Source organism: Mesorhizobium sp. M0571 (assembly GCF_040320985.1).
Taxonomy (GTDB): Bacteria; Pseudomonadota; Alphaproteobacteria; order Rhizobiales; family Rhizobiaceae; genus Mesorhizobium.
Genome location: NZ_JAMYQT010000042.1, coordinates 17,328 through 37,316, shown reverse-complemented (window position 1 = coordinate 37,316; position 19,989 = coordinate 17,328). Strand labels below are relative to the sequence as shown.

Genomic DNA, 19,989 nt, shown 5'->3' with positions numbered 1-19,989 from the left:
GGATGACAATAAGAATGGCGGAATATTCGGCCTTTTCGCTTCTCAAGAACGCGCTGACCGGAAACAAGGACTGGAAGCCGGCCTGGCGCAAGCCCGACCCGAAGGCGTCCTACGACGTGATCGTCATCGGCGGCGGCGGCCATGGCCTGTCGACCGCTTACTATCTCGCCAAGGAGCACGGCATCACCAATGTCGCGGTGCTGGAGAAGGGCTGGCTCGGTTCCGGCAATGTCGGCCGCAACACCACGGCGGTCCGTTCCAACTACCTCCTGCCGGCCAACACGCGCTTCTACGAACATTCGATGAAGCTATGGGAGAACCTGTCGCATGACCTCAACTACAACGTCATGTTCTCGCAGCGCGGCTGCCTGAACCTCGCCCACACACCTGCCCAGCTCGACGACTATGCCCGGCGCGGAAACGCCATGCGCCATCTCGGCGTCGACGCCGAACTGATGACCACGGCGGAGATCGCGCGCCTGGTGCCGGCACTGGACGTCTCGGCCACGGCGCGCTTCCCGATCGTCGGCGGCCTGATGCAGCGGCGCGCCGGTACCGCTCGCCACGATGCAGTCGCCTGGGGCTATGCGCGCGGCGCTGACCGCCGCGGCGTCGACATCATCGAAAACTGCGAGGTCACCGGCTTCCTGCGCGACGGCGACCGCATCACCGGCGTCACGACGACGCGCGGCGAAATCCGCGCCAGGAAGGTGGCGGTCGCGGTGGCCGGCAGCACCGGGCGGGTCATGCAGCTCGCCGGCATCGAGACAATGCCGATCGAGAGCCATGTACTGCAGGCCTTCGTTACGGAATCGCTAAAACCGTTCATCAACACGATCCTGACCTTCGGCATGGGCCATTTCTACATGTCGCAGTCGGACAAGGGCGGCCTTGTCTATGGCGGCGACCTCGACGGCTACAACAGCTACGCCCAGCGCGGCAGCCTGCCGATCGTTGACGAGGTGATGAGCGAGATGCTGGCGCTGTTCCCGGGGCTCGCCCGCGTCCGCATGCTGCGCTCGTGGGGCGGCGTCTGCGACATGTCGATGGACGGCTCACCAATCATCACCACCGGCCCGTTGCCGGGCATGTATCTCAATTGCGGCTGGTGCTATGGCGGCTTCAAGGCGACGCCGGCTTCCGGTTGGTGCTTTGCCTGGACCATCGCCAAGGACGAGCCGCACGATCTCAACGCGGCTTTCACGCTCGACCGCTTCTACCGGGGCCTGGTGATCGACGACAAGGGCCAGGGCGCCACGCCCCGGCTGCATTAGGTTAGAGATCCATGCTCATCACCTGCCCCTATTGCGGCCCGCGCGACGTCATCGAGTTCACCTATCAGGGTGACGGCAACCGCCAGCGCCCACAGCCCGCCTCGCAAAACCTCGACGCCTGGAACGCCTACGTCTACGACCGGCTGAACCCGGCCGGCGACCACAATGAGATCTGGCAGCATTCCGGCGGCTGCCGCGCCCATCTCAGGCTAGTGCGCAACACGCTGACGCACGAGATTTCCAGCACCGCCTTCGCGCGCGGCGACCACAGCTCGGTGGCGCGGCACAGGGCTGAGGACAAGTCATGAGTCCGCGCCGCACCGAGGCCGGCGGCCGCATCGACCGGCTGCGGACCATCCGTTTCACTTTCGACGGCGCGCCCTATACCGGCAATGCCGGCGACACACTGGCTTCGGCGCTGCTGGCCAACGGCGTCACCCTGTTCGGGCGTTCGTTCAAATATCACCGCCCACGCGGCGTGCTGACATCAGGCGTCGAGGAGCCGAACGCGCTGGTGACCGTGTTGAGGGGCGAGGTTCGCGAGCCGAACATCCCCGCCACCATGGTCGAAATCTATGACGGACTGACGGCGGTCAGCCAGAACCGCTTCCCCTCGCTTGCCTGGGACGTCAACGCCATCAACCAGCTCGGCGGCAAGCTGCTGTCGGCCGGCTTTTACTACAAGACCTTCATGGGACCAGTGATCGGTCCACTGAAAGGCACGCGCTTCTGGATGTTTTGCGAGCATTTCATCCGCCGTGCCGCCGGCTTGGGCAAGGCGGGCATCGCTGCCGATACGGCGCGCTACGAACGCATGAACGCATTTTGCGATGTGCTGGTGGTCGGCTCCGGCCCGGCCGGGCTGATGGCCGCCAGGGCGGCCGCCGATCAGGGCGCTCGCGTCATCCTTGCCGAGCTCGAGCCGCATTTCGGCGGCTCCGCCAACTGGTCGGGCGAGACGATCGACGGCATGCCAGGGGCGGACTGGGCGGCGCGGGCCGCGGGCCAGCTCGAAGGCCGTGACAATGTCCGCCTGCTGCCCCGTACCACGGTGTGGGGCTATTACGACGGCAACACGCTGGCCGCGCTCGAACGCGTCACCGACCACAAGGAAACGCCCGGCAAGGGCGAGCCACGCCATCGCTACTGGGCGATCCGCGCCAAATCGGTGGTGCTGGCCACCGGCTCCCTGGAGCGTCCGCTGGTATTTCCGGGTAATGATCGGCCAGGCGTGATGCTGGCGCATGCGGCAGAGCGCTATGCCAATGAATATGGCGTGCTGCCGGGCGACAGGATCGCGCTGTTCACCAACAATGACAGCGCCTATCGCGCGGCACTTGCGCAGAAGAAAGCCGGTGCCGTGGTGGTCGCCATCGTCGACGTGCGCCCGGAGCTTTCGAGCGAGATGCGCAAGCTCGCCGGCGAGGCCGAGGCCGAGATCTTTTCCGGCCACGCGGTGATCGCCACCGAGGGCGGCAAGGCGCTTTCCGGCTTCAAGGTGCAGCGCTTCGACATGGCCAATGGCGCGCTTTCCGGCGACGCGCGCAGTATCCACGCCGACTGCCTGCTGATGTCTGGCGGCTGGTCACCGACCATCCATCTGGCCAGCCAGGCCGGCGCCAAGGCGGAATGGAACGCCGCGAGACAAGCCTTCCTGCCGCCAAAGCCAACACGGCAATGGATCGGCGCCGGCGCCCTCACCGGAAGTTTCTCCACCGCCGAGGCGATCGCCGAAGGCCGCGCCGCCGGCCTTTCCGCTGCGGGCGCAACCGCCACGCCGGCGGCCTTGCCTGCCGTCGAGGCAGCACCTGGCGATCCCGATCCGGCGCCAGTGTTCGAGATCAAGGCCAAGGGCAAGAGCTTCGTCGACTTCCAGCATGACGTGACGGCGGAGGACGTGCGGCTTGCTCATCGCGAAGGCTTCGTCTCGGTCGAGCATCTGAAGCGCTATACCACGCTCGGCATGGCGACCGACCAGGGCAAGAGCTCCAACATACCCGGCCTCGCTATCATGGCCGAGGCGCTGGGCAAGCCGATCCCGGAGGTCGGCACGACCCGCTTTCGCCCGCCCTTTTCGGCGGTATCGATCGGTTCGCTTGCCGCCGAACGCTTCGGCGATCTGAGGCCCGAGCGGCTGACGCCGATGCATGACTGGCACGTCGCCAACGGCGCCACCATGTATTCGGCCGGCCTCTGGTATCGGCCGATGATCTACGGCCATCCTGGCGAGACGATCGAGCAGGCCTATGTGCGCGAGGCCAGAGCGACGCGCGAGAGCGCCGGCATCGTCGATGTCTCGACGCTTGGCAAGATCGCCGTACAAGGCCCGGACGCGGCGGAATTCCTCGACCGCGTCTACACCAACATGTTTTCGACGCTGGCTGTCGGCAAGGCGCGCTACGGGCTGATGCTGCGCGAGGACGGCCTCGCCTTCGACGACGGCACCACGTGGCGGCTCGGCGAGCAGGATTTCCTGATGACAACCACCACCGCCAATGCCGGCAAGGTGATGCAGCATCTGGAGTATTTCCTCGACGTGATCTGGCCGGAGCTGAAGGTCCACGTCACCTCGGTGACCGATCAATGGGCCGGTGCCGCCATCGGCGGGCCGAAGGCAAGGCAGATATTGGCCGCTTGCGTCACCGGCACCGCCGTCGACAATGCCGCCCTTCCCTTCATGGGCATCGTCCACGGCGAAATCGCCGGCGTGCCGGTGATGATCTGCCGGCTGTCCTTCTCCGGCGAAATGGCCTTCGAGGTCTATTCCGGCGCCGGCCATGGCACCCATGTCTGGGAGGCGCTGATCGAAGCCGGCAAGCCGTTCGGGCTGGTGACCTACGGCTTGGAGGCGCTGGGCACCATGCGCATCGAGAAAGGCCACGTCACCGGCGCCGAGATCGACGGCCGCACCACGGCACGCGACCTGCATCTAGACTGGATGCTGTCGAAGAAGAAGCCGTTCATCGGCTCGGCGATGATGGACCGCGAGGGGCTGATCGCGCCCGACCGCCTGGAACTCGTCGGTATTGTTTCGCTCGACAACCAGCCGCTCAACGGCGGCGCGCACATCGTCGAGGAGCTTGATGAAGCCAATCCGCACGGCTCGCTCGGCCACATCACCGCCTGCTGCTATTCGCCGGCGCTCGGCAAATATATCGCGCTTGCCCTGGTCAAGGGCGGCAACGCGCGGCACGGTTCGCGCGCCTATGTCTCCGACCCGCTGCGCAACCGGTTCGGGCCGGTCGAGATCGTCTCCAACCACTTCTTCGATCCGGACGGGAGCCGCATGCATGGTTGAGCGCCAATCACCGCTTGAGCCGATGCTGCATCCAGGCTCGCATGGCAATTTCGAGCACGGTGTCGAAATCATCCTCTCCGAAACCAGGCCGGGTTCGATCCTGCAGCTCGCAGCTTGGCCCGGCGAGGAGAAGACGTTGATGGCCGGCATCCATGCGGTCACCGGCCTGACTTTGCCCGACGGCGCCGGCGGCGGTGTCACGGACGGCGTTAGGTCGGTGTTCGGCTTTGCGCCGGGAAAGTTCACAATGGTCGATGAAGCCGAGGGATTGGCATCGGCCTTTGCCAATGTCATCACTCCGGCCATCGGTACGGTGACCGATCTTTCGCATGGCCGCACCGCAATCCGCATCGCCGGGCCGAAGGCCGAGTGGGTTTTAGCAAAATTCTTCGCCATCGATTTCGCGCTGCCGGCCTTCCCGATCGGCGCCGGCCGCTCGACCGTGCATCACGACGTCTTCGCCCAGATCCAGCGCACCGGCACCGATCAGTTCGACATCTATGTGTTTCGCTCGTTTGCCCGCTCGTTCTGGAAGGCGCTCTGCCACGCCAGCGAAGAAGTCGGCTACGAAGTACAGTAGACCCGAGACGGCGCGTCGTCACTTTATCTGGCGAACGTCACCCACTCTTCCGGCGGCGCGCGGTCGGTGCGGAAGGCATTTTCGGGCTTGGACGTGTCTTCATGGCCGAGCGCCATGCCGCAGACGACGATCTCCTCGTCGGGGATGTTGAGCACCGGCCTGATCTGCCGGTGATAGGGCGCGAAAGCAGCCTGCGGACAGGTGTGCAGGCCCCTGCCCCGCGCCGCGACCATGATGTTCTGCAGGAACATGCCGTAGTCGATCCACGACCCCTTGTTCAGCCGCCGGTCGATGGTGAAGATCATGCCGACCGGCGCATCGAAGAAGACGAAGTTGCGGTCGTGCTGCGCGCGCATCCTGTCGACCTCGCGCCGGCCGATGCCGAGCACGCCGTAGAGACCGAAGCCGTTGGCCCGCCGCCGCGTCAGATAGGGTTCGAAGAACTGGTCGGGATAGTAGCGATATTCGTCCCACTCCGCCTTTTCGGCGCGGATGCCCGAGCTGAGGATGGCGTCGGTGATGCGCTGCTTGATTTCGCCCTTGGTCACATAGACCCGCCAGGGTTGCATGTTGGTGCCTGAAGGCGCGCGCGCAGCAATGGCAAGAATATCGCGGATGGTGTCGTCGTCGACCATATCGGGCAGGAAAGCGCGTACCGACCGGCGCGAGGTGATCGCGTCATCGACGATCGCCGTCGCAATCCGGGAGTTGTTTTCCAGCATAGGCCGTCCCTTTGCGCAGGATCTCGAAAACCGGCATTCCGGAAAGGATCATGCGCCGACTAGAAGTGATGGAGCATCCTTGCGCGTCTTTTTTTGAACGCCCGATACCCTATCCGCCTCGACCGGACGCCCCCACTCACCGCTCGTGCGCCGAGCCTTTGCCCGAACCGTCAAAATGGCGCAAGTAAATCTTCTGGGTTCATGAAATTCCTCTTGATTTTTTCATGAACCTGCCGTCACATGAAATTTGTCTGGAATTTTTCATCAAGAGAATAAATTTGCCCTCGACCGCCGCCAGATCGGAACAGGACAACGGCGAACGGCTGCTGGCCGGAGACATTCGCGCGTTGCGCAAGGCGCGCGGCCTGACGCTTGCCGAAATCGGGCTGAAGCTCGGCCGTTCGGTCGGCTGGGTCAGCCAGGTCGAGCGCGGCCTGTCGATCCCGTCGCTCGGCGATCTCAGGGCCTTTGCTGAATTGTTCGGCGTGCCGGTCAGCCTGTTCTTCAGCCATGACGTGCCCGTCGAGACCGAACGCGGCGTGGTCGTGCGCGCCGGCAGCCGGCGCGTGCTTGGCACAAGCGATTCCGGCCTGGTGGAGGAGCTGCTGTCGCCCGATCTCGGCGGTAGCTTCGAGATGCTGCGTTCGGTCTTCGCGCCGGGTGCCGAGCTGAACACCGAGGCGCGCCGGCCGACCGAGGAAGCCGGCTACGTCGCTTCCGGCAGCTTCGATATCGAAATTGCTGGCGTCTGGCACCGGCTCGGCGAAGGCGACTCCTTCCGCTTCGACGGCAAGCCGTTCCGCTGGCGCAATCCCGGAGCGGAACCGGCTGTGGTCATCTGGGTGGTTTCGCCGCCTGTCTATTGATCTGGAGAAGAACATGGCCGGTTTGCCGACCACGGCGCGCGTGGTGATCATCGGAGGCGGTGCCGTCGGCGCCTCCTCGCTCTACCATCTCGCCAAAGCGGGCTGGACCGACTGCGTGCTTCTGGAGAAGAACGAGCTGACCTCCGGCTCGACCTGGCATGCCGCCGGCAACGTGCCGACCTTCTCCTCATCATGGTCGCTGATGAACATGCAGCGCTATTCGACCGAGCTATATCGCCGGCTGGCCGACGAGGTTGGCTATCCCATGAACTATCACGTCACCGGCTCGCTCAGGCTGGCCCATAGCACCGAGCGCATGCAGGAATTCCAGCGCGCCAAGGGCATGGGCCGCTACCAGGGCATGGACATCGACGTGGTCGGCCCAGACGAGATCAAGCGCCGTTACCCCTTCATCGAGACGCATGAGCTGAAAGGCGCGCTGTACGATCCGAGCGACGGCGACATCGATCCGGCGCAGCTGACCCAGGCGCTGGCCAAGGGCGCGCGTGACATGGGCGCGAAAATCATCCGCTTCTGTCCGGTCACCGGCGTGCGCCGCGAGAACGACCAGTGGGTGGTCGAGACGCCGCAAGGCGAGATCCGCTGCGAGATCGTCGTCAACGCCGCCGGCTACCGCGCCGCCGAGGTCGGCAGGATGTTCGGCCGCGAGGTGCCGATGATGGTGATGAGCCATCAATATATCCTGTTTGAGGAAATCCCCGAACTGGCCGCGTGGTCGAAGGGACAGGGCAAGAAGCTGCCGCTGCTGCGCGACGTCGACACGTCCTACTATCTCCGCCAGGAAAAGAACGGCATGAATCTCGGCCCCTATGAGCGCAATTGCCGCGCCCATTGGGTCGGCCACAACGACCCGATGCCCGACGATTTCTCGTTCCAGCTGTTTCCCGACGATCTCGACCGGCTGGAGCACTATCTGGCCGATGCCGTCGCCCGCGTGCCGATCCTCGCCACCGCCGGCCTGTCCAAAGTCATCAACGGGCCGATCCCCTATGCGCCGGACGGCAACCCGCTGATCGGGCCGATGCCCGGCGTGCCGAACGCCTTCGAGGCCTGCGTCTTCACCTTCGGCATCGCCCAGAGCGGCGGCGCCGGCAAGGTGCTGGCCGAGTGGGTGACCGAGGGCCAGACCGATTGGGACATGTGGTCCTGCGATCCGCGCCGTTTCACCGCCTTCGCCTCGGCCCCGGACTATTGCGTTGCCAAGGGCATGGAGATCTACGGCAACGAATACGCCATCCAGTTCCCGCGCCATGCCTGGCCGGCTGGGCGCGACCGCAAGCTGTCGCCGCTCCACGGCCGCATCAAGGCGCTCGGCGCCTGCTTCGACGCCTATAATGGCTGGGAACGCGCCACCTGGTATGCACAGGCAGGCGACGATGTCTCTGAAGAATCCACGCTGACCTTCCGCCGCGACGGGCCGTGGCAGCATCGCGTGCGCGAAGAATGCCTCGCCGTCCGCGATGCCGCCGGCATTTTGGACCTGCCGGGTTTTTCCCGCTTCAATCTCGATGGTCCAGGTGCCGCCGAGTGGCTCAGCCGGCAGGCCACCGGCCTGGTGCCGAAACCCGGCCGCATCGGCCTCGTCTATTTTGCCGACGACAAGGGCCGCATCGTCACCGAAATGTCGGTCGTCCGTCACGACGAAGACCTGATGACGCTGATCACCGCCGCGGTGGCGCAATGGCATGATTTCGAATGGCTGAAATCGCGCATGCCAAAGGACGCGACGTTCAAGTTGAGCGACCGGACAGAGGAGTATTCGACCCAGATCCTCGCCGGCCCCAACTCGCGAGACATCCTTGCCGAACTCTGCGCGGCCGACCTCACTCTGCCATGGCTGACCCATCAAGAGACATCGATCGCTGGCCGCTGGGCAAAGCTGGTGCGGGTGTCCTTCGCCGGCGAGCTCGGCTGGGAAATCCACAGCAAGATCAACGATACCGCCGCCATCTTCGACGCCGTCTGGGCGGCAGGGCAGAAGCACAGCCTGAAGCCGTTCGGCATGTACGCGCTGGATTCGCTGCGGCTCGAAAAAGGCTACCGTACCTGGAAGGGCGACCTGTCGACCGACTATTCGATCCTGCAGGGCGGGCTGGAGCGCTTCGTCAGATGGGACAAGCCCGACTTCCGCGGCAAGACGGCGCTGCAGAACGAGAAGCAGCAGGGCGTCGAGAAACGTTTCGTCACGCTGGTCATCGAAAATCCCGGCGATTGCGACGCGCCCTATATGTCGACGCTGTGGCATGACGGTCGGATCGTCGGCGAGACGACATCCGGCGGCTGGGGTCATCGCGTCGACCAGTCGATCGCGCTCGGCATGCTGCGCGCCGACCTCACCGAGCCGGGAACGGCTATAGAGGTCGAGATCTTCGGCGAGCGGTTCAAGGCGGTCGTGCAGAAGGATGAGCCGTTATGGGATCCAAAGAACGAGAGGCTCAGAGCATGAAGAAAGTCATCCTCACCGATGGCGGCATGGGCCAAGAGCTGGTCCGTCGCAGCAGCTCCGAGCCGACGCCGCTATGGTCGGCCAGGGTGTTGATCGACGAACCGGATCTGGTGCGGGACCTGCATGCGGAATTCATCCGCGCCGGCGCCCGCGTCATCACCATCAACACCTATTCCGCAACGCCCGAGCGGCTGGCGCGCGAGGGTGCCGAAGAGCTGTTCAAGCCGTTGCAGAAGCGCGGCGTCGAGCTTGCAAGGCAAGCCCGCGACCAGGCCGGCGACGCGGCCATCGCCGGCTGCCTGTCGCCCCTGTTCGGCAGCTATGCGCCAGCGCTGACCATCTCCTTCCAGGAGACGCTCGACATCTATCGCCGCATCGTTGCCGAGCAGGCGGACGGCGTCGATCTGTTTCTGTGCGAAACCATGGCGTCGGCCGAAGAGGCGCGCGCGGCCGTCACCGCGGCATCGGAAAGCGGCAAGCCGGTCTGGGTGTCGTGGACGCTCGCCGACCACGGCGCGCCACGCCTGCGCAGCGGCGAAACCATTGCGGCGGCGTCGGGCGCTCTCGACGGCCTGCCGGTTGCAGCTAGACTGATCAATTGCTGCCGGCCTGAAGCGGTCAGCGCTGCCCTGCCCGAACTGGTCGCGCTTGGCGGCCCGGTCGGCGCCTATGCCAACGGCTTCACCTCGGTCGAGGCGCTCAAGCATGGCGGCACCGTCCACGTGCTGCATGCGCGCCACGATCTTGATCCGGAGGCCTATGGCGATCAGGCGATGGGCTGGGTCGAGGCCGGCGCCGACATCGTCGGCGGCTGCTGCGAAGTCGGACCCGCCCACATCGCCGCCTTGCGCGACCAGCTCAAACAGGCCGGTTATGAAATTTCGGGAGTAGCGTAATGCCCAGGCCATCATCGCGCATTTCCGGCATCGTGCCTTCGGGCAAGGATGGCTGGGAGGTTCATTCCGCTGCCTGGGCGCGCAAGCAGGCCGGCGAGGACATCATCATGCTGTCGGTCGGCGACCATGATTTCGATACGTCGAGCGAAACGATCGAAGCCTGCGTGACGGCGGTTCGCGCCAGCAACCACCACTACACCCCGCTTGCCGGCGTTCCGCGCCTGCGCAAGGCGATGGCGGCGGCCTCGACGCTCTGCACCGGGGTTGCGACCAGCCCCCACCAGGTCATCGCCACGCCGGGCGGGCAGGCAGCGCTCTACGCGGCGGTGCAGGCCGTTCTCGACCAGGGCGACCATGCCATCGTCGTCGCGCCCTATTACGCCACCTACCCCAACACCTTCAGCGCGGCGGGCGCCGAGTTCACCGTCGTCGAGACACCCGCCGAGGACAGCTTCCAGCCGCGCGCCGCCGACATTCGCGCGAGCCTTCGGCCGAACACCCGCGCCATCCTCATCAACACGCCGAACAACCCGACGGGTGCCGTCTATTCGCGAGAGCGCCTGGAAGAACTGGCGCAGATCTGCCGCGAGCATGACCTCTGGCTGCTGTCGGACGAGGTCTACTGGACGCTGGGCGGCGGCGAGCACATTTCGCCGCGCTCATTGCCTGGCATGGCCGAACGCACTCTGGTCATCAATTCGATGTCCAAGAGCCACGGCATGACCGGCTGGCGCATGGGCTGGCTGACCGGACCCGAACAGATGATCTCGCTGCTGACCGACCTCAATCTGGTGATGACCTACGGCCTGCCTGCCTTCATCAGCCTCGCCTGCGCCGAGGCGCTGGAAAACGGCTACGGCGTCAAGGAGATCGCCGAACGCTATGCCGCGCGGCGCACCGTCGTTCTCGATGCCATGCGCGGCATGAACAACGTCACCGTGCGCGGTTCAGAAGGCGGTATGTATGTCATGCTTGATATATCCGCCATCGAGCCGGACGACGAGAAATTCGCCTGGGCTTTCCTCGACCAGGAAAAGGTCGGCGTCATGCCCGGCTCGAGCTTCGGCGAGGCCGCCGCCGGCCATATCCGCGTCAGCCTCTGCCAGCCTGAGCCGGTGCTGATGGAAGCTGCCACGCGCTTGCGCCGCTTCGCTTCCAGCTATCGCCGCGAGGCCGCATGACCACCCTGCCCGCCAAAACCATCCCCACCAAGGCAAGGGCGGTCATCATCGGCGGCGGCGTCTCCGGCTGCTCGGTCGCCTATCATCTGGCCAAGCTCGGCTGGACCGACATCGTCCTGCTCGAGCGCAAACAGCTGACATCGGGCACGACATGGCACGCCGCCGGCCTGATCGGCCAGCTGCGCGGCTCGCAGAACATGACGCGACTGGCGAAATACTCGGCCGATCTCTACGTCAAGCTCGAGGCAGAGACCGATGTCGGCACCGGCATGCGCCAGGTCGGCTCGATCACCGTGGCGCTGACCGAGGAGCGCAAGCACGAGATCTATCGGCAGGCGTCTCTCGCCCGCGCCTTCGATGTCGACGTGCGCGAGATTTCGCCTGATGAAGTCAAGGAGATGTATCCGCATCTCAATGTATCCGATGTGGTCGGCGCCGTGCATCTGCCGCTCGACGGCCAGTGCGACCCGGCCAACATCGCCATGGCACTGGCCAAGGGGGCGCGCCAGCGGGGTGCGACGATCGTCGAGAATGTGAAGGTCACCAAGGTCCATACCAGGGCCGGCCGCGTCACCGGCGTGTCCTGGGCGCAAGGCGGCGAGCAAGGCGTGATCGAGGCCGACATCGTCGTCAACTGCGCCGGCATGTGGGCGCGCGAACTTGGCGCCCAGAACGGCGTCACCATCCCGCTGCATGCCTGCGAACATTTTTACCTCGTGACGGAACCGATCCCCGGGCTCTCCCGCCTGCCGGTGCTGCGCGTGCCGGATGAGTGCGCCTACTACAAGGAAGATGCCGGCAAGATGATGCTCGGCGCCTTCGAGCCGGTGGCCAAGCCCTGGGGCATGAACGGCATAAGCGAGGATTTCTGCTTCGACCAGTTGCCCGAGGCCATGGATCATTTCGAGCCGATCCTCGAAATGGGCGTCAACCGCATGCCGATGCTGGCAACCGCCGGCATCCACACCTTCTTCAACGGCCCCGAAAGCTTCACCCCGGACGACCGCTACTATCTCGGCGAGGCGCCGGAGCTTTCCGGCTACTGGATGGCGACCGGCTACAATTCGATCGGCATCGTCTCCTCCGGCGGCGCCGGCATGGCGCTGGCGCAATGGATCAATGACGGCGAAGCGCCGTTCGACCTCTGGGAGGTCGACATCCGCCGCGCCCAGCCGTTCCAGAAGAACCGCCGCTATCTCAAGGAGCGCGTCTCCGAAACGCTCGGCCTGCTCTATGCCGATCATTTTCCCTACCGGCAGATGGCAACGTCGCGAAACGTGCGGCGTTCGCCGCTGCACGAACACCTGAAGGCGCGCGGCGCCGTGTTCGGCGAGGTCGCCGGCTGGGAGCGCGCCAACTGGTTTGCGCGCGAGGGCCAGGAGCGCGAATACCGCTATTCGTGGAAACGGCAGAACTGGTTCGACAACCAGCACGAGGAACATCTAGCGGTCAGGAACGGCGTCGGCCTGTTCGACATGACCTCATTCGGCAAGATCCGCGTCGAAGGCCGCGACGCCTGCGCTTTCCTGCAAAGGCTCTGCGCCAACGACATGGACGTGGCGCCGGGCAAGATCGTCTACACCCAGATGCTCAACCAGCGCGGTGGCATCGAGAGCGATCTCACCGTCTCGCGGCTGTCCGAAACCGCCTTCTTCCTCGTCGTGCCCGGTGCCACGCTGCAGCGCGACCTGGCCTGGCTGAGAAAACACCTTGCCGACGAGTTCGTCGTCATCACCGATGTGACCGCTGCCGAAGCCGTGCTTTGCCTGATGGGCCCGGATTCGAGACAGCTGATTCAAAAGGTCAGCCCCAACGATTTCTCAAACGAGAACAACCCGTTCGGAACGTTTCAGGAGATCGAAATAGGCATGGGCCTGGCCCGCGCCCACCGCGTTACCTATGTCGGCGAACTCGGCTGGGAGCTTTATGTCTCGACCGACCAGGCTGCCCATGTCTTCGAGGCGATAGAAGAGGCCGGCACCGATGTCGGCCTGAAGCTCTGCGGCCTGCACACGCTGGATTCCTGTCGCATCGAAAAAGCGTTTCGGCATTTTGGCCACGACATCACCGACGAGGACAATGTGCTGGAGGCCGGCCTCGGCTTCGCAGTGAAAACGGCCAAGGGCGACTTTCTCGGCCGCGATGCGGTGCTGAAGAAGAAAGAAACCGGCCTGTCACGCCGCCTGGTGCAGTTCCGCCTGAACGACCCCGAGCCCCTGCTCTTCCACAATGAGGCGATCCTGCGCGACGGCACGATCGTCGGCCCGATCACCTCGGGCAATTACGGCCATCATCTCGGCGGCGCGATCGGGCTTGGCTACGTGCCCTGCCAAGGCGAGAGCGAGGCGGATGTGCTGGCGTCGTCCTACGAAATCGAGATCGCCGGCGAGCGCTTCGCCGCCGAGGCCTCGCTCAAGCCGATGTACGATCCCAGGTCGGAACGGGTGCGGATGTAAGCTCTTCTTCCTTCTCCCCGTTTACGGGGAGAAGGTGGCCCGAAGGGCCGGATGAGGGGCGGCGCCAGGGTCCGGAAAGCTTGCGCTGCCCCTCATCTGCCTGCCGGCATCTTCTCCCCGTAAACGGGGAGAAGGACGCTGATCACGCGGCTCAGTCCCCCGCGTCAGAACGCGTCCATCTTGGCCGCGACCTTCGCGATGAACCTCGCCCGTTTCTCATCGGTCGACAGGTTCATTGAATAATGCGCGAGATAGGAGACCGACCCGCCAGGCTTGATGGTGGCGCGCAGCACCCGATTGACCAGCTTGCGCGGCGGGTCGCCCATCAGCATGGCGCGGAATCGGCTGCCGCCATAGGTGGTGACCGCCACCATCTTGCGAATATTGTGCAGCGACGGCTGCACCTTGCCGTCGACCAGCTTGAACGACACGCCAGGTAGGAAGACGCGATCGAAAAAGCCTTTCAGAATGGCCGGATAGCCGAAGTTCCACACCGGAAACGACAGCACCAGCGCCTCGGCCCGCAACAGGCGCTCGACATAAGGCGCCGCCGGATCGCCGGCACTGCGCGCGTCGTGATAGGACAGCCGTTCGGCCCGCGTCAGCCTGGGATCGAAACCCTCGGCATAGAGATCGCAATCGTCGACCACATGGCCGGCCGCCTTCAGCCGCTCGACGATCGTCCGGTGCAGATCGGCGTTGAAGCTGGTCTCCACAGGATGAGCATAGAGGACGAGGACGTTCAACCCGCCTTCTCCAGCCCCTTGAACAGGAACGACTTGCCCGAGCGATAATCGTAGTCCGGATTCTCCCAGGCGATCATCTTGCCGGGATTGAGCAGCCCTTGCGGGTCGGTCTCGCGCTTGAAGGCGAGCTGCACCTCGTCCGTCCGCTTCATGCCGCCCTCTTCCAGCGTGTAGCGGTGCGGGTTGAAAATCCAGCAGCCATTGTCCTCGTGGATCCGGATGATCTCGTCGAGGCGCTCCGCCGTGGTGAAACGGACCAGCGGCAGCCCGGCAATGCCGATGGCGCCGTCAAAGCGGATGAATTCGAGATGCGCCGGCACCTCGTCGCCGAAGCGGTCGACCATCGCTTTGACGTGGCCGAGGTGGTCCGGCGACGGGTAGCGGGTCTGCAGATAGGTGATCGTCGGATCGACCCGGATGGCGCGCAGCGTCGTGTGGTTCCAGGTCAGTTCATAGGCCGGCGGCAGCCCCTTGAGATCGGCCTCCTTGTCGGCACGAAAGACGATCTCGCCCTTGCTGCGCGCCGTGAAGGCGAGGAAGGCATCCATCGCAGGCGGCGCGATCATCAGGACGACAATGCTTTGGCCGCGCCGGAAAAACCTTTGGTGCCGTTTGAAATAATCGTAGGGGATCGGCGCGGCGATTGGCGTGATCAGTTTCGCCAGGATGCCGTCCTGGACGGCGAGATCATTGCCGAAGCCGGCTGCATCCATGAAATCGTCGAAGCCGACGATAACGTCGATCCAGTCATAGCTGGCGGTCAGCGGCATCTCGACTTCGGTGATGATGCCGTTGGTGCCGTAGGCGTGCATCACCTTCAGCACGTCCTCGCCGGTGAGCTCCATGACACGCGGCTCCGCCTCCATCGTCACGGTCCTCAGCCGTATGACGTTGCCGAGGTCGCGCAAGCCGCCCCAGCGGATCGAACCGACGCCGCCCGAGCCGCCGGCAACGAAGCCACCAATCGACGCGGTGTTGTAGGTTGACGGCGACATGCGGAGCTCCTGGCCGGAATGCGCCCGCGTCGCTTTGTCGATGTCGGCCAGAACCGCACCCGGTCCGGTCACCACGCGGCCCGGCGCGATCGTCTTGACCGCGTTCATTTCGGCAAGGTTGAGCACGACGCCGCCGGACAGGGGCATCGCCTGCCCATAATTGCCGGTGCCGCTGCCGCGCGGCGTCACCGGCACACCATGTCGGTGGCAGGCGGCGAGCACGCGGACGACCTCATCTTCCGTTTTCGGCGTCACGATCAGGTCGCCGGTGACGTGCTCGAGCTGCTGCTTCAGCACCGGGCTATACCAGTAGAAGTCACGGCTCTTCTGCTGGACGATCGCCGGATGGTCGTCGATCCTCAAACCGTCCAGGTCGCGCTTCAGCCCGGCAATATCCATCATTCCACCATCAAATCATCGAGTTCGGCATAATCGGGCAGCTGGCGTTCGATCGCTTGCCCGCCGCGCACGACGATGCGATCCGATTCGGGCCGCGACAGCAATTCCGTCCAGCTTCGCCCCCTGAAGACGACGAAATCGGCCGGCCCGCCGGCGGCAAGCGTGCCGAAGCCGTCGAGCCGCATCACCTTGGCCGGTGTCGCGGTCACCGCTTGCGGCCAGTCGGCCACCGGATGGTCGAGATGCAGGATACGTGTCGCCATGCGGTAGACCTCCAGCATGTCGAGATCACCATAGGCATAGAACGGGTCGCGCGTATTGTCGGAAGCGACGGCGACGGCAATGCCGCGCGCCTTCATCTCGTGCAGCAGCGTCACCCCGCGCCAGCGTGGCGTCGTCTTGTCGCCGCGCCGGTCCTGCAGATAAAGATTGCACATCGGCAGCGACACCACCGCCAGGCCGGCCTTGGCGACCTTGTCCAGCGTGTCGAGCACGTCGAGATCGGGCTGGCGTGCCAGCGAGCAGCAATGGCCGACCATGATTTTTCCCTCAAAGCCGTTCCAGAGGGCTGCTTCGGCGATCTTCTTCAGCGAGATCGCCGAGACATCGTCGGTCTCGTCGGCATGGAAATCGAGGTCGAGGCCATGCTTGATCGCCTGCGCAAACACCTGGTCGAGCAGTTCTTCGAGATCCGGCACCATATAGGTGACGACGCCGAGCACTCCCTTGGCACCAGCCACCCGTTTGGCCAGCCTCTCGAACCATTTCCTGTCGCGCACGCCCTCGATGCCGAGCAGGCAGGCCGCCTGCAACTCGATGCGGCCGCGCCATTTCTCCCGCATCGTCTCGAACACCGGCCAGGAGATCTCTTCCTGCGGAGCAACGCTGTCGAGATGGGTGCGCAGCGCCCTGGTGCCGTGCGCATAGGCCGAGCGCAGCGAGAAATCCATGCGACGGGCGACGTCGTCGGCGCTCCAACGCGCCGCGCGATCGGCGCCGGTCGCGTTCAATGCACCCATGAAAGTGCCGTCGGGATTGGGTTTTCGAGGCCAGATATGGCCCTTATCGATATGGGTGTGGCAGTCGACGAAGCACGGCATGACGATGCGGCCGGCGAGATCGAGGGCGTCCGCAGGTGTTCTGGACTGGCGATGCGCCGCAATGCTGGAAATCCTGCCCTCCGCGATAGCGATATCGGCGAGTGCAAGACCGTCGGCGTCGAAGGCAGCCGCAAGCCCCGGCGTCAGGGAGGCGTGAAGCCGGACGTTGGTGAGGACATACGAACCGCCCTGGGGAATGCTGCTGGCTTGCGGCACCGTCATCGCTCCTGTTTCAGCGCGCTTTCGTGCCAGCGCCGCAAAACGAGATGCGAGATCAGCGACAGCACCAGGAAGATCAGAATGCCGGTGAGCGAGATTAGAATCAGCGCCGCGAACAGCCTTGGCGCGTTGAGCCGGTAGCCGGCCTCGATGATGCGTGAGGCGAGGCCAGACGACTGGCCGGTGGCGCCGGCGACGAACTCTGCCACCACCGCGCCGATCAGCGACAGGCCGCCGGCGATCTTCAGCCCGCCGAGGAAATAAGGCATTGCCGCCGGCAGCCGCAGATAGCGTAATTGCTGCCAGCGGGTCGCACCGTTGAGCTTGAACAAATCGCGCAGATTGCGGTCGACGGAGTTGAGGCCGAGCGTGGTGTTGGAGAGGATCGGGAAGAAGGCGACGATCCAGGCGCAAAGCAGCAGCTTTGTTGTCTGATCGTTGACATAGATATTGATCAGCGGAAAAATCGCGACGATCGGCGTCACCTGCAGCACGATGGCGAACGGAAAGAACGACATCTCCACCCATTTCGACTGCGCGAACAGCACCGCCAGCCCGACGCCGCCGACTACGGCGAGAAGCAGGCTGAAGAATGTGATCTTAAGCGTCACCAGCAGCGAGGAGAACAGCAGCCCGGCATCGTCATGCAGCGTCTGCAGCACCACGCCGGGGCGCGGCAGGATGTATTTCGGGATATCGTTCCAGACGCAGATGCGGTCCCACAGCCAGATCGCCAGGATCATGATCGCCAGCGGCAGTAGCCATCTGCCGATGCGCTCGAAGCGCTCCTGACGGAGGCGGTGCGCCTCCTCCGAGTCGAGCGCCAGGACTTGTTGTTCAATGGCCGTCATGATGCGGTCCGACAGTTGAGTTGATGGCGCCGATCAGCACGTCGGATGCCTGGCGGCAGAGCGCGGCATAATCGGGCGAGGTGCGAAACGCCTCGTCGCGTGGATAGGGCGCATCGACACCAAGCTCGGCAAACACCCGGCCCGGCCGTGCGGCCATGACGACGACGCGGTTGGAGAGGAAAACGCTTTCGAAGACGCTGTGGGTGACGAAGACGACGGTAAAACGCTCATCCTGCCATAGCTCCAGCAGATCGTTGTTGAGCTTGAAGCGGGTGATCTCGTCGAGTGCCGCGAACGGCTCGTCCATCAGCAGAATGCGCGGTTTGGTCACCATGGCGCGGGCGATCGAGACGCGCATCTTCATGCCGCCCGACAGTTCGCGCGGCACGGCATTCTCGAAGCCGGTCAGGTGGACCCGCGCCAGCATCTCCATTACCGCCGGCGCCGCCTTGGCCCGCGACACACCCTTCAACCGCAGCGGCAGCCAGACATTGTCGAAGACATCGGCCCATGGCAGCAGCGTCGGCTCCTGGAAGACGAAGCCGATATTCGAACGGTCGAAGGTGCCGCTGCCGCGCCAGTCGAGCACACCGGAGGTCGGCGTCGACAGGCCGGCAATCAGCCGCAGCGCCGTCGATTTGCCGCAGCCCGACGGTCCGAGCAGGCTGAGGAAATCGCCTTCCCGGATCGTCAGCTCGACATTGCTGAGCGCGGCGACGCCGTTGGAAAAGACCTTGCCGACGCCGCGCAGCGCCAACAGCGTCGGCCCCGATACACTTCCCGGCTGTTGCGCCACTTTCTCCAGCTTCACGGCTTACTTCTTCAGGTCGAGCCCGACGCTCTTGTTGACGAAGGCCAGCGTGTAGGCCTTCTTGATGTCGATGCCCGCCGGCGAGACCTTGGCCTTGACCATCTTGTCGTAAAAACTCTGGATGCGCGCGTCGGTCATGGCGCCGATGCCGAGCTTTCCGCTGTCGCCTGAATCGACCACGCCGAACTTCTTCAGCTGCTCGATCGAGAAGGCGATCTGCTCATCTGTCATGTCCGGATTTTCCTTCTTGATCATCTCGTTGGCGGCCTTGTTGTCGCCGTAGAGATAATTGTACCAGCCCTTGGCCGACCCATCGACAAAGCACTGGACCACCTCGGGCCGCTTGTCGATCGTCTCCTGCATGGTCTCGACCGTCGTCGCATATGTGTCCCAGCCATAGTCGGCCAGCAGGAACTGGTTCGGCGTGAAACCGCCCTGCTTCTGGACGGCGAATGGCTCCGAAGTGACGTAACCCTGCTGGATCGACTTCTTGTTGGCAATGAACGGCGCCGGGTTGAAGGTGTAGGGCACGCGCTTGGCGGCATCGAAGCCCAATTCCGTCACCATCCACTGGAAGAAGGTCTGCGTGCCCTCGTCACCCAGGATGTACTGGTCGGCGTTCTTCAGATCCTCCCATTTGTCCAGCCCCTGGCCGGGCTGGGACATGATGACCTGCGGATCCTTCTGGAAGTCGGCGGCCACGACGCGCATCGGTATGCCTTGCTGCACGGCATCGAAGGCCGACAGCAAATTGCCGCCCATGTAAAAATCGATCTTGCCGGCCAGCAACAGCGGTCGGCCGCTGACCTGTGGGCCGCCCTGCATGATCGTCACGTCGATGCCGCAGGCCGCATAGGTGCCGTCCGCCACGGCCTGGTAGTAACCGCCATGCTCCGGCTCGGCCAGCCAGTTGGTGCCGAAGGTGACTTTTTCGTTCGCTGCCGCGGCAAGCGTGCCTGCGCCAAGCAGCACGATCACGCCCGCCGAAATCTTGAGTTTTCCGTACATCCACACCACCCTTTGTTCGCTCCGGCGCGTCACGCGCCGGGCTCGACACCATTGTTTCAAGAAGCAAGACACATGCCACCGGCTTCTTGTGCCGGGATCGCCCGCTTGCGAATGAGCCGC

The 19,989-nt window shown here is 64.4% G+C and carries 16 protein-coding genes; 9 read left to right on the top strand and 7 right to left on the bottom strand.

The features are described 5' to 3' along the window. The first annotated feature begins 14 nt into the window (after positions 1-14). From NKI85_RS30025 to NKI85_RS30010, 4 genes are read left to right on the top strand one after another with little or no spacing between them, the layout of a single operon-like run. Positions 15-1,274, top strand: coding sequence for a sarcosine oxidase subunit beta (locus NKI85_RS30025; protein WP_352528139.1), 1,260 nt, complete (start codon positions 15-17; stop codon positions 1,272-1,274). 11 nt (positions 1,275-1,285) lie between these two features. Beyond that, positions 1,286-1,582, top strand: a complete 297-nt coding sequence (locus tag NKI85_RS30020) for a sarcosine oxidase subunit delta (protein ID WP_352528137.1) — start codon at positions 1,286-1,288, stop codon at positions 1,580-1,582. Further along, complete coding sequence (locus NKI85_RS30015) at positions 1,579-4,572, top strand: sarcosine oxidase subunit alpha (RefSeq protein ID WP_352779779.1); 2,994 nt, start codon at positions 1,579-1,581, stop codon at positions 4,570-4,572. The genes NKI85_RS30020 and NKI85_RS30015 overlap by 4 nt, the downstream gene beginning before the upstream one ends. Continuing rightward, positions 4,565-5,152, top strand: coding sequence for a sarcosine oxidase subunit gamma (locus NKI85_RS30010; RefSeq protein WP_352779777.1), 588 nt, complete (start codon positions 4,565-4,567; stop codon positions 5,150-5,152). Before NKI85_RS30015 ends, NKI85_RS30010 begins: the two co-directional genes overlap by 8 nt. A gap of 23 nt (positions 5,153-5,175) precedes the next feature. Here NKI85_RS30010 and NKI85_RS30005 read toward each other — a convergent pair whose 3' ends face one another. Further along, positions 5,176-5,874 (bottom strand): nitroreductase, encoded by a 699-nt coding sequence (locus NKI85_RS30005; protein WP_352528131.1) that lies wholly within the window; start codon positions 5,872-5,874, stop codon positions 5,176-5,178. A gap of 278 nt (positions 5,875-6,152) precedes the next feature. On the opposite strand from NKI85_RS30005, the gene NKI85_RS30000 reads away from it, so the two are divergent. The 5 genes from NKI85_RS30000 to NKI85_RS29980 are packed head-to-tail and all read left to right on the top strand — an operon-like array spanning position 6,153 to position 13,740. Next, entirely contained in the window at positions 6,153-6,740 is a 588-nt protein-coding gene (locus NKI85_RS30000; protein ID WP_352528129.1) for a helix-turn-helix domain-containing protein, read from the top strand. A gap of 13 nt (positions 6,741-6,753) precedes the next feature. Then, positions 6,754-9,207 (top strand): GcvT family protein, encoded by a 2,454-nt coding sequence (locus tag NKI85_RS29995; RefSeq protein WP_352779774.1) that lies wholly within the window; start codon positions 6,754-6,756, stop codon positions 9,205-9,207. After that, positions 9,204-10,103, top strand: a complete 900-nt coding sequence (locus NKI85_RS29990; RefSeq protein WP_352528125.1) for a homocysteine S-methyltransferase family protein — start codon at positions 9,204-9,206, stop codon at positions 10,101-10,103. Before NKI85_RS29995 ends, NKI85_RS29990 begins: the two co-directional genes overlap by 4 nt. Further along, positions 10,103-11,284 (top strand): pyridoxal phosphate-dependent aminotransferase, encoded by a 1,182-nt coding sequence (locus tag NKI85_RS29985; protein ID WP_352779772.1) that lies wholly within the window; start codon positions 10,103-10,105, stop codon positions 11,282-11,284. Before NKI85_RS29990 ends, NKI85_RS29985 begins: the two co-directional genes overlap by 1 nt. Further along, positions 11,281-13,740, top strand: a complete 2,460-nt coding sequence (locus NKI85_RS29980; RefSeq protein WP_352528121.1) for a GcvT family protein — start codon at positions 11,281-11,283, stop codon at positions 13,738-13,740. The genes NKI85_RS29985 and NKI85_RS29980 overlap by 4 nt, the downstream gene beginning before the upstream one ends. A gap of 164 nt (positions 13,741-13,904) precedes the next feature. On the opposite strand, the gene NKI85_RS29975 is transcribed toward NKI85_RS29980, so the two are convergent. Genes NKI85_RS29975 through NKI85_RS29950 form a run of 6 tightly spaced genes read right to left on the bottom strand, consistent with a single transcriptional unit; the run spans position 13,905 to position 19,869 of the window. Next, a complete protein-coding gene (locus NKI85_RS29975; RefSeq protein ID WP_352528119.1) occupies positions 13,905-14,486 on the bottom strand; it encodes an NAD(P)H-dependent oxidoreductase in 582 nt (193 codons plus the stop codon). Further along, entirely contained in the window at positions 14,483-15,883 is a 1,401-nt protein-coding gene (locus tag NKI85_RS29970; RefSeq protein ID WP_502895994.1) for an FAD-binding oxidoreductase, read from the bottom strand. The genes NKI85_RS29975 and NKI85_RS29970 overlap by 4 nt, the downstream gene beginning before the upstream one ends. Further along, on the bottom strand, positions 15,880-17,202 hold the full coding sequence (locus tag NKI85_RS29965; RefSeq protein WP_352779770.1) for a cytosine deaminase: 1,323 nt from the start codon (positions 17,200-17,202) through the stop codon (positions 15,880-15,882). The genes NKI85_RS29970 and NKI85_RS29965 overlap by 4 nt, the downstream gene beginning before the upstream one ends. Beyond that, complete coding sequence (locus NKI85_RS29960; protein ID WP_352779768.1) at positions 17,199-18,050, bottom strand: ABC transporter permease; 852 nt, start codon at positions 18,048-18,050, stop codon at positions 17,199-17,201. The genes NKI85_RS29965 and NKI85_RS29960 overlap by 4 nt, the downstream gene beginning before the upstream one ends. Then, positions 18,037-18,861 (bottom strand): ABC transporter ATP-binding protein, encoded by an 825-nt coding sequence (locus NKI85_RS29955; RefSeq protein ID WP_352528113.1) that lies wholly within the window; start codon positions 18,859-18,861, stop codon positions 18,037-18,039. The genes NKI85_RS29960 and NKI85_RS29955 overlap by 14 nt, the downstream gene beginning before the upstream one ends. A 3-nt stretch (positions 18,862-18,864) precedes the next feature. After that, positions 18,865-19,869 carry an ABC transporter substrate-binding protein gene (locus NKI85_RS29950; RefSeq protein ID WP_352528111.1) on the bottom strand — a complete coding sequence of 335 codons (1,005 nt, stop codon included), beginning with the start codon at positions 19,867-19,869 and terminating at the stop codon, positions 18,865-18,867. Between the last annotated feature and the right edge of the window lie 120 nt (positions 19,870-19,989).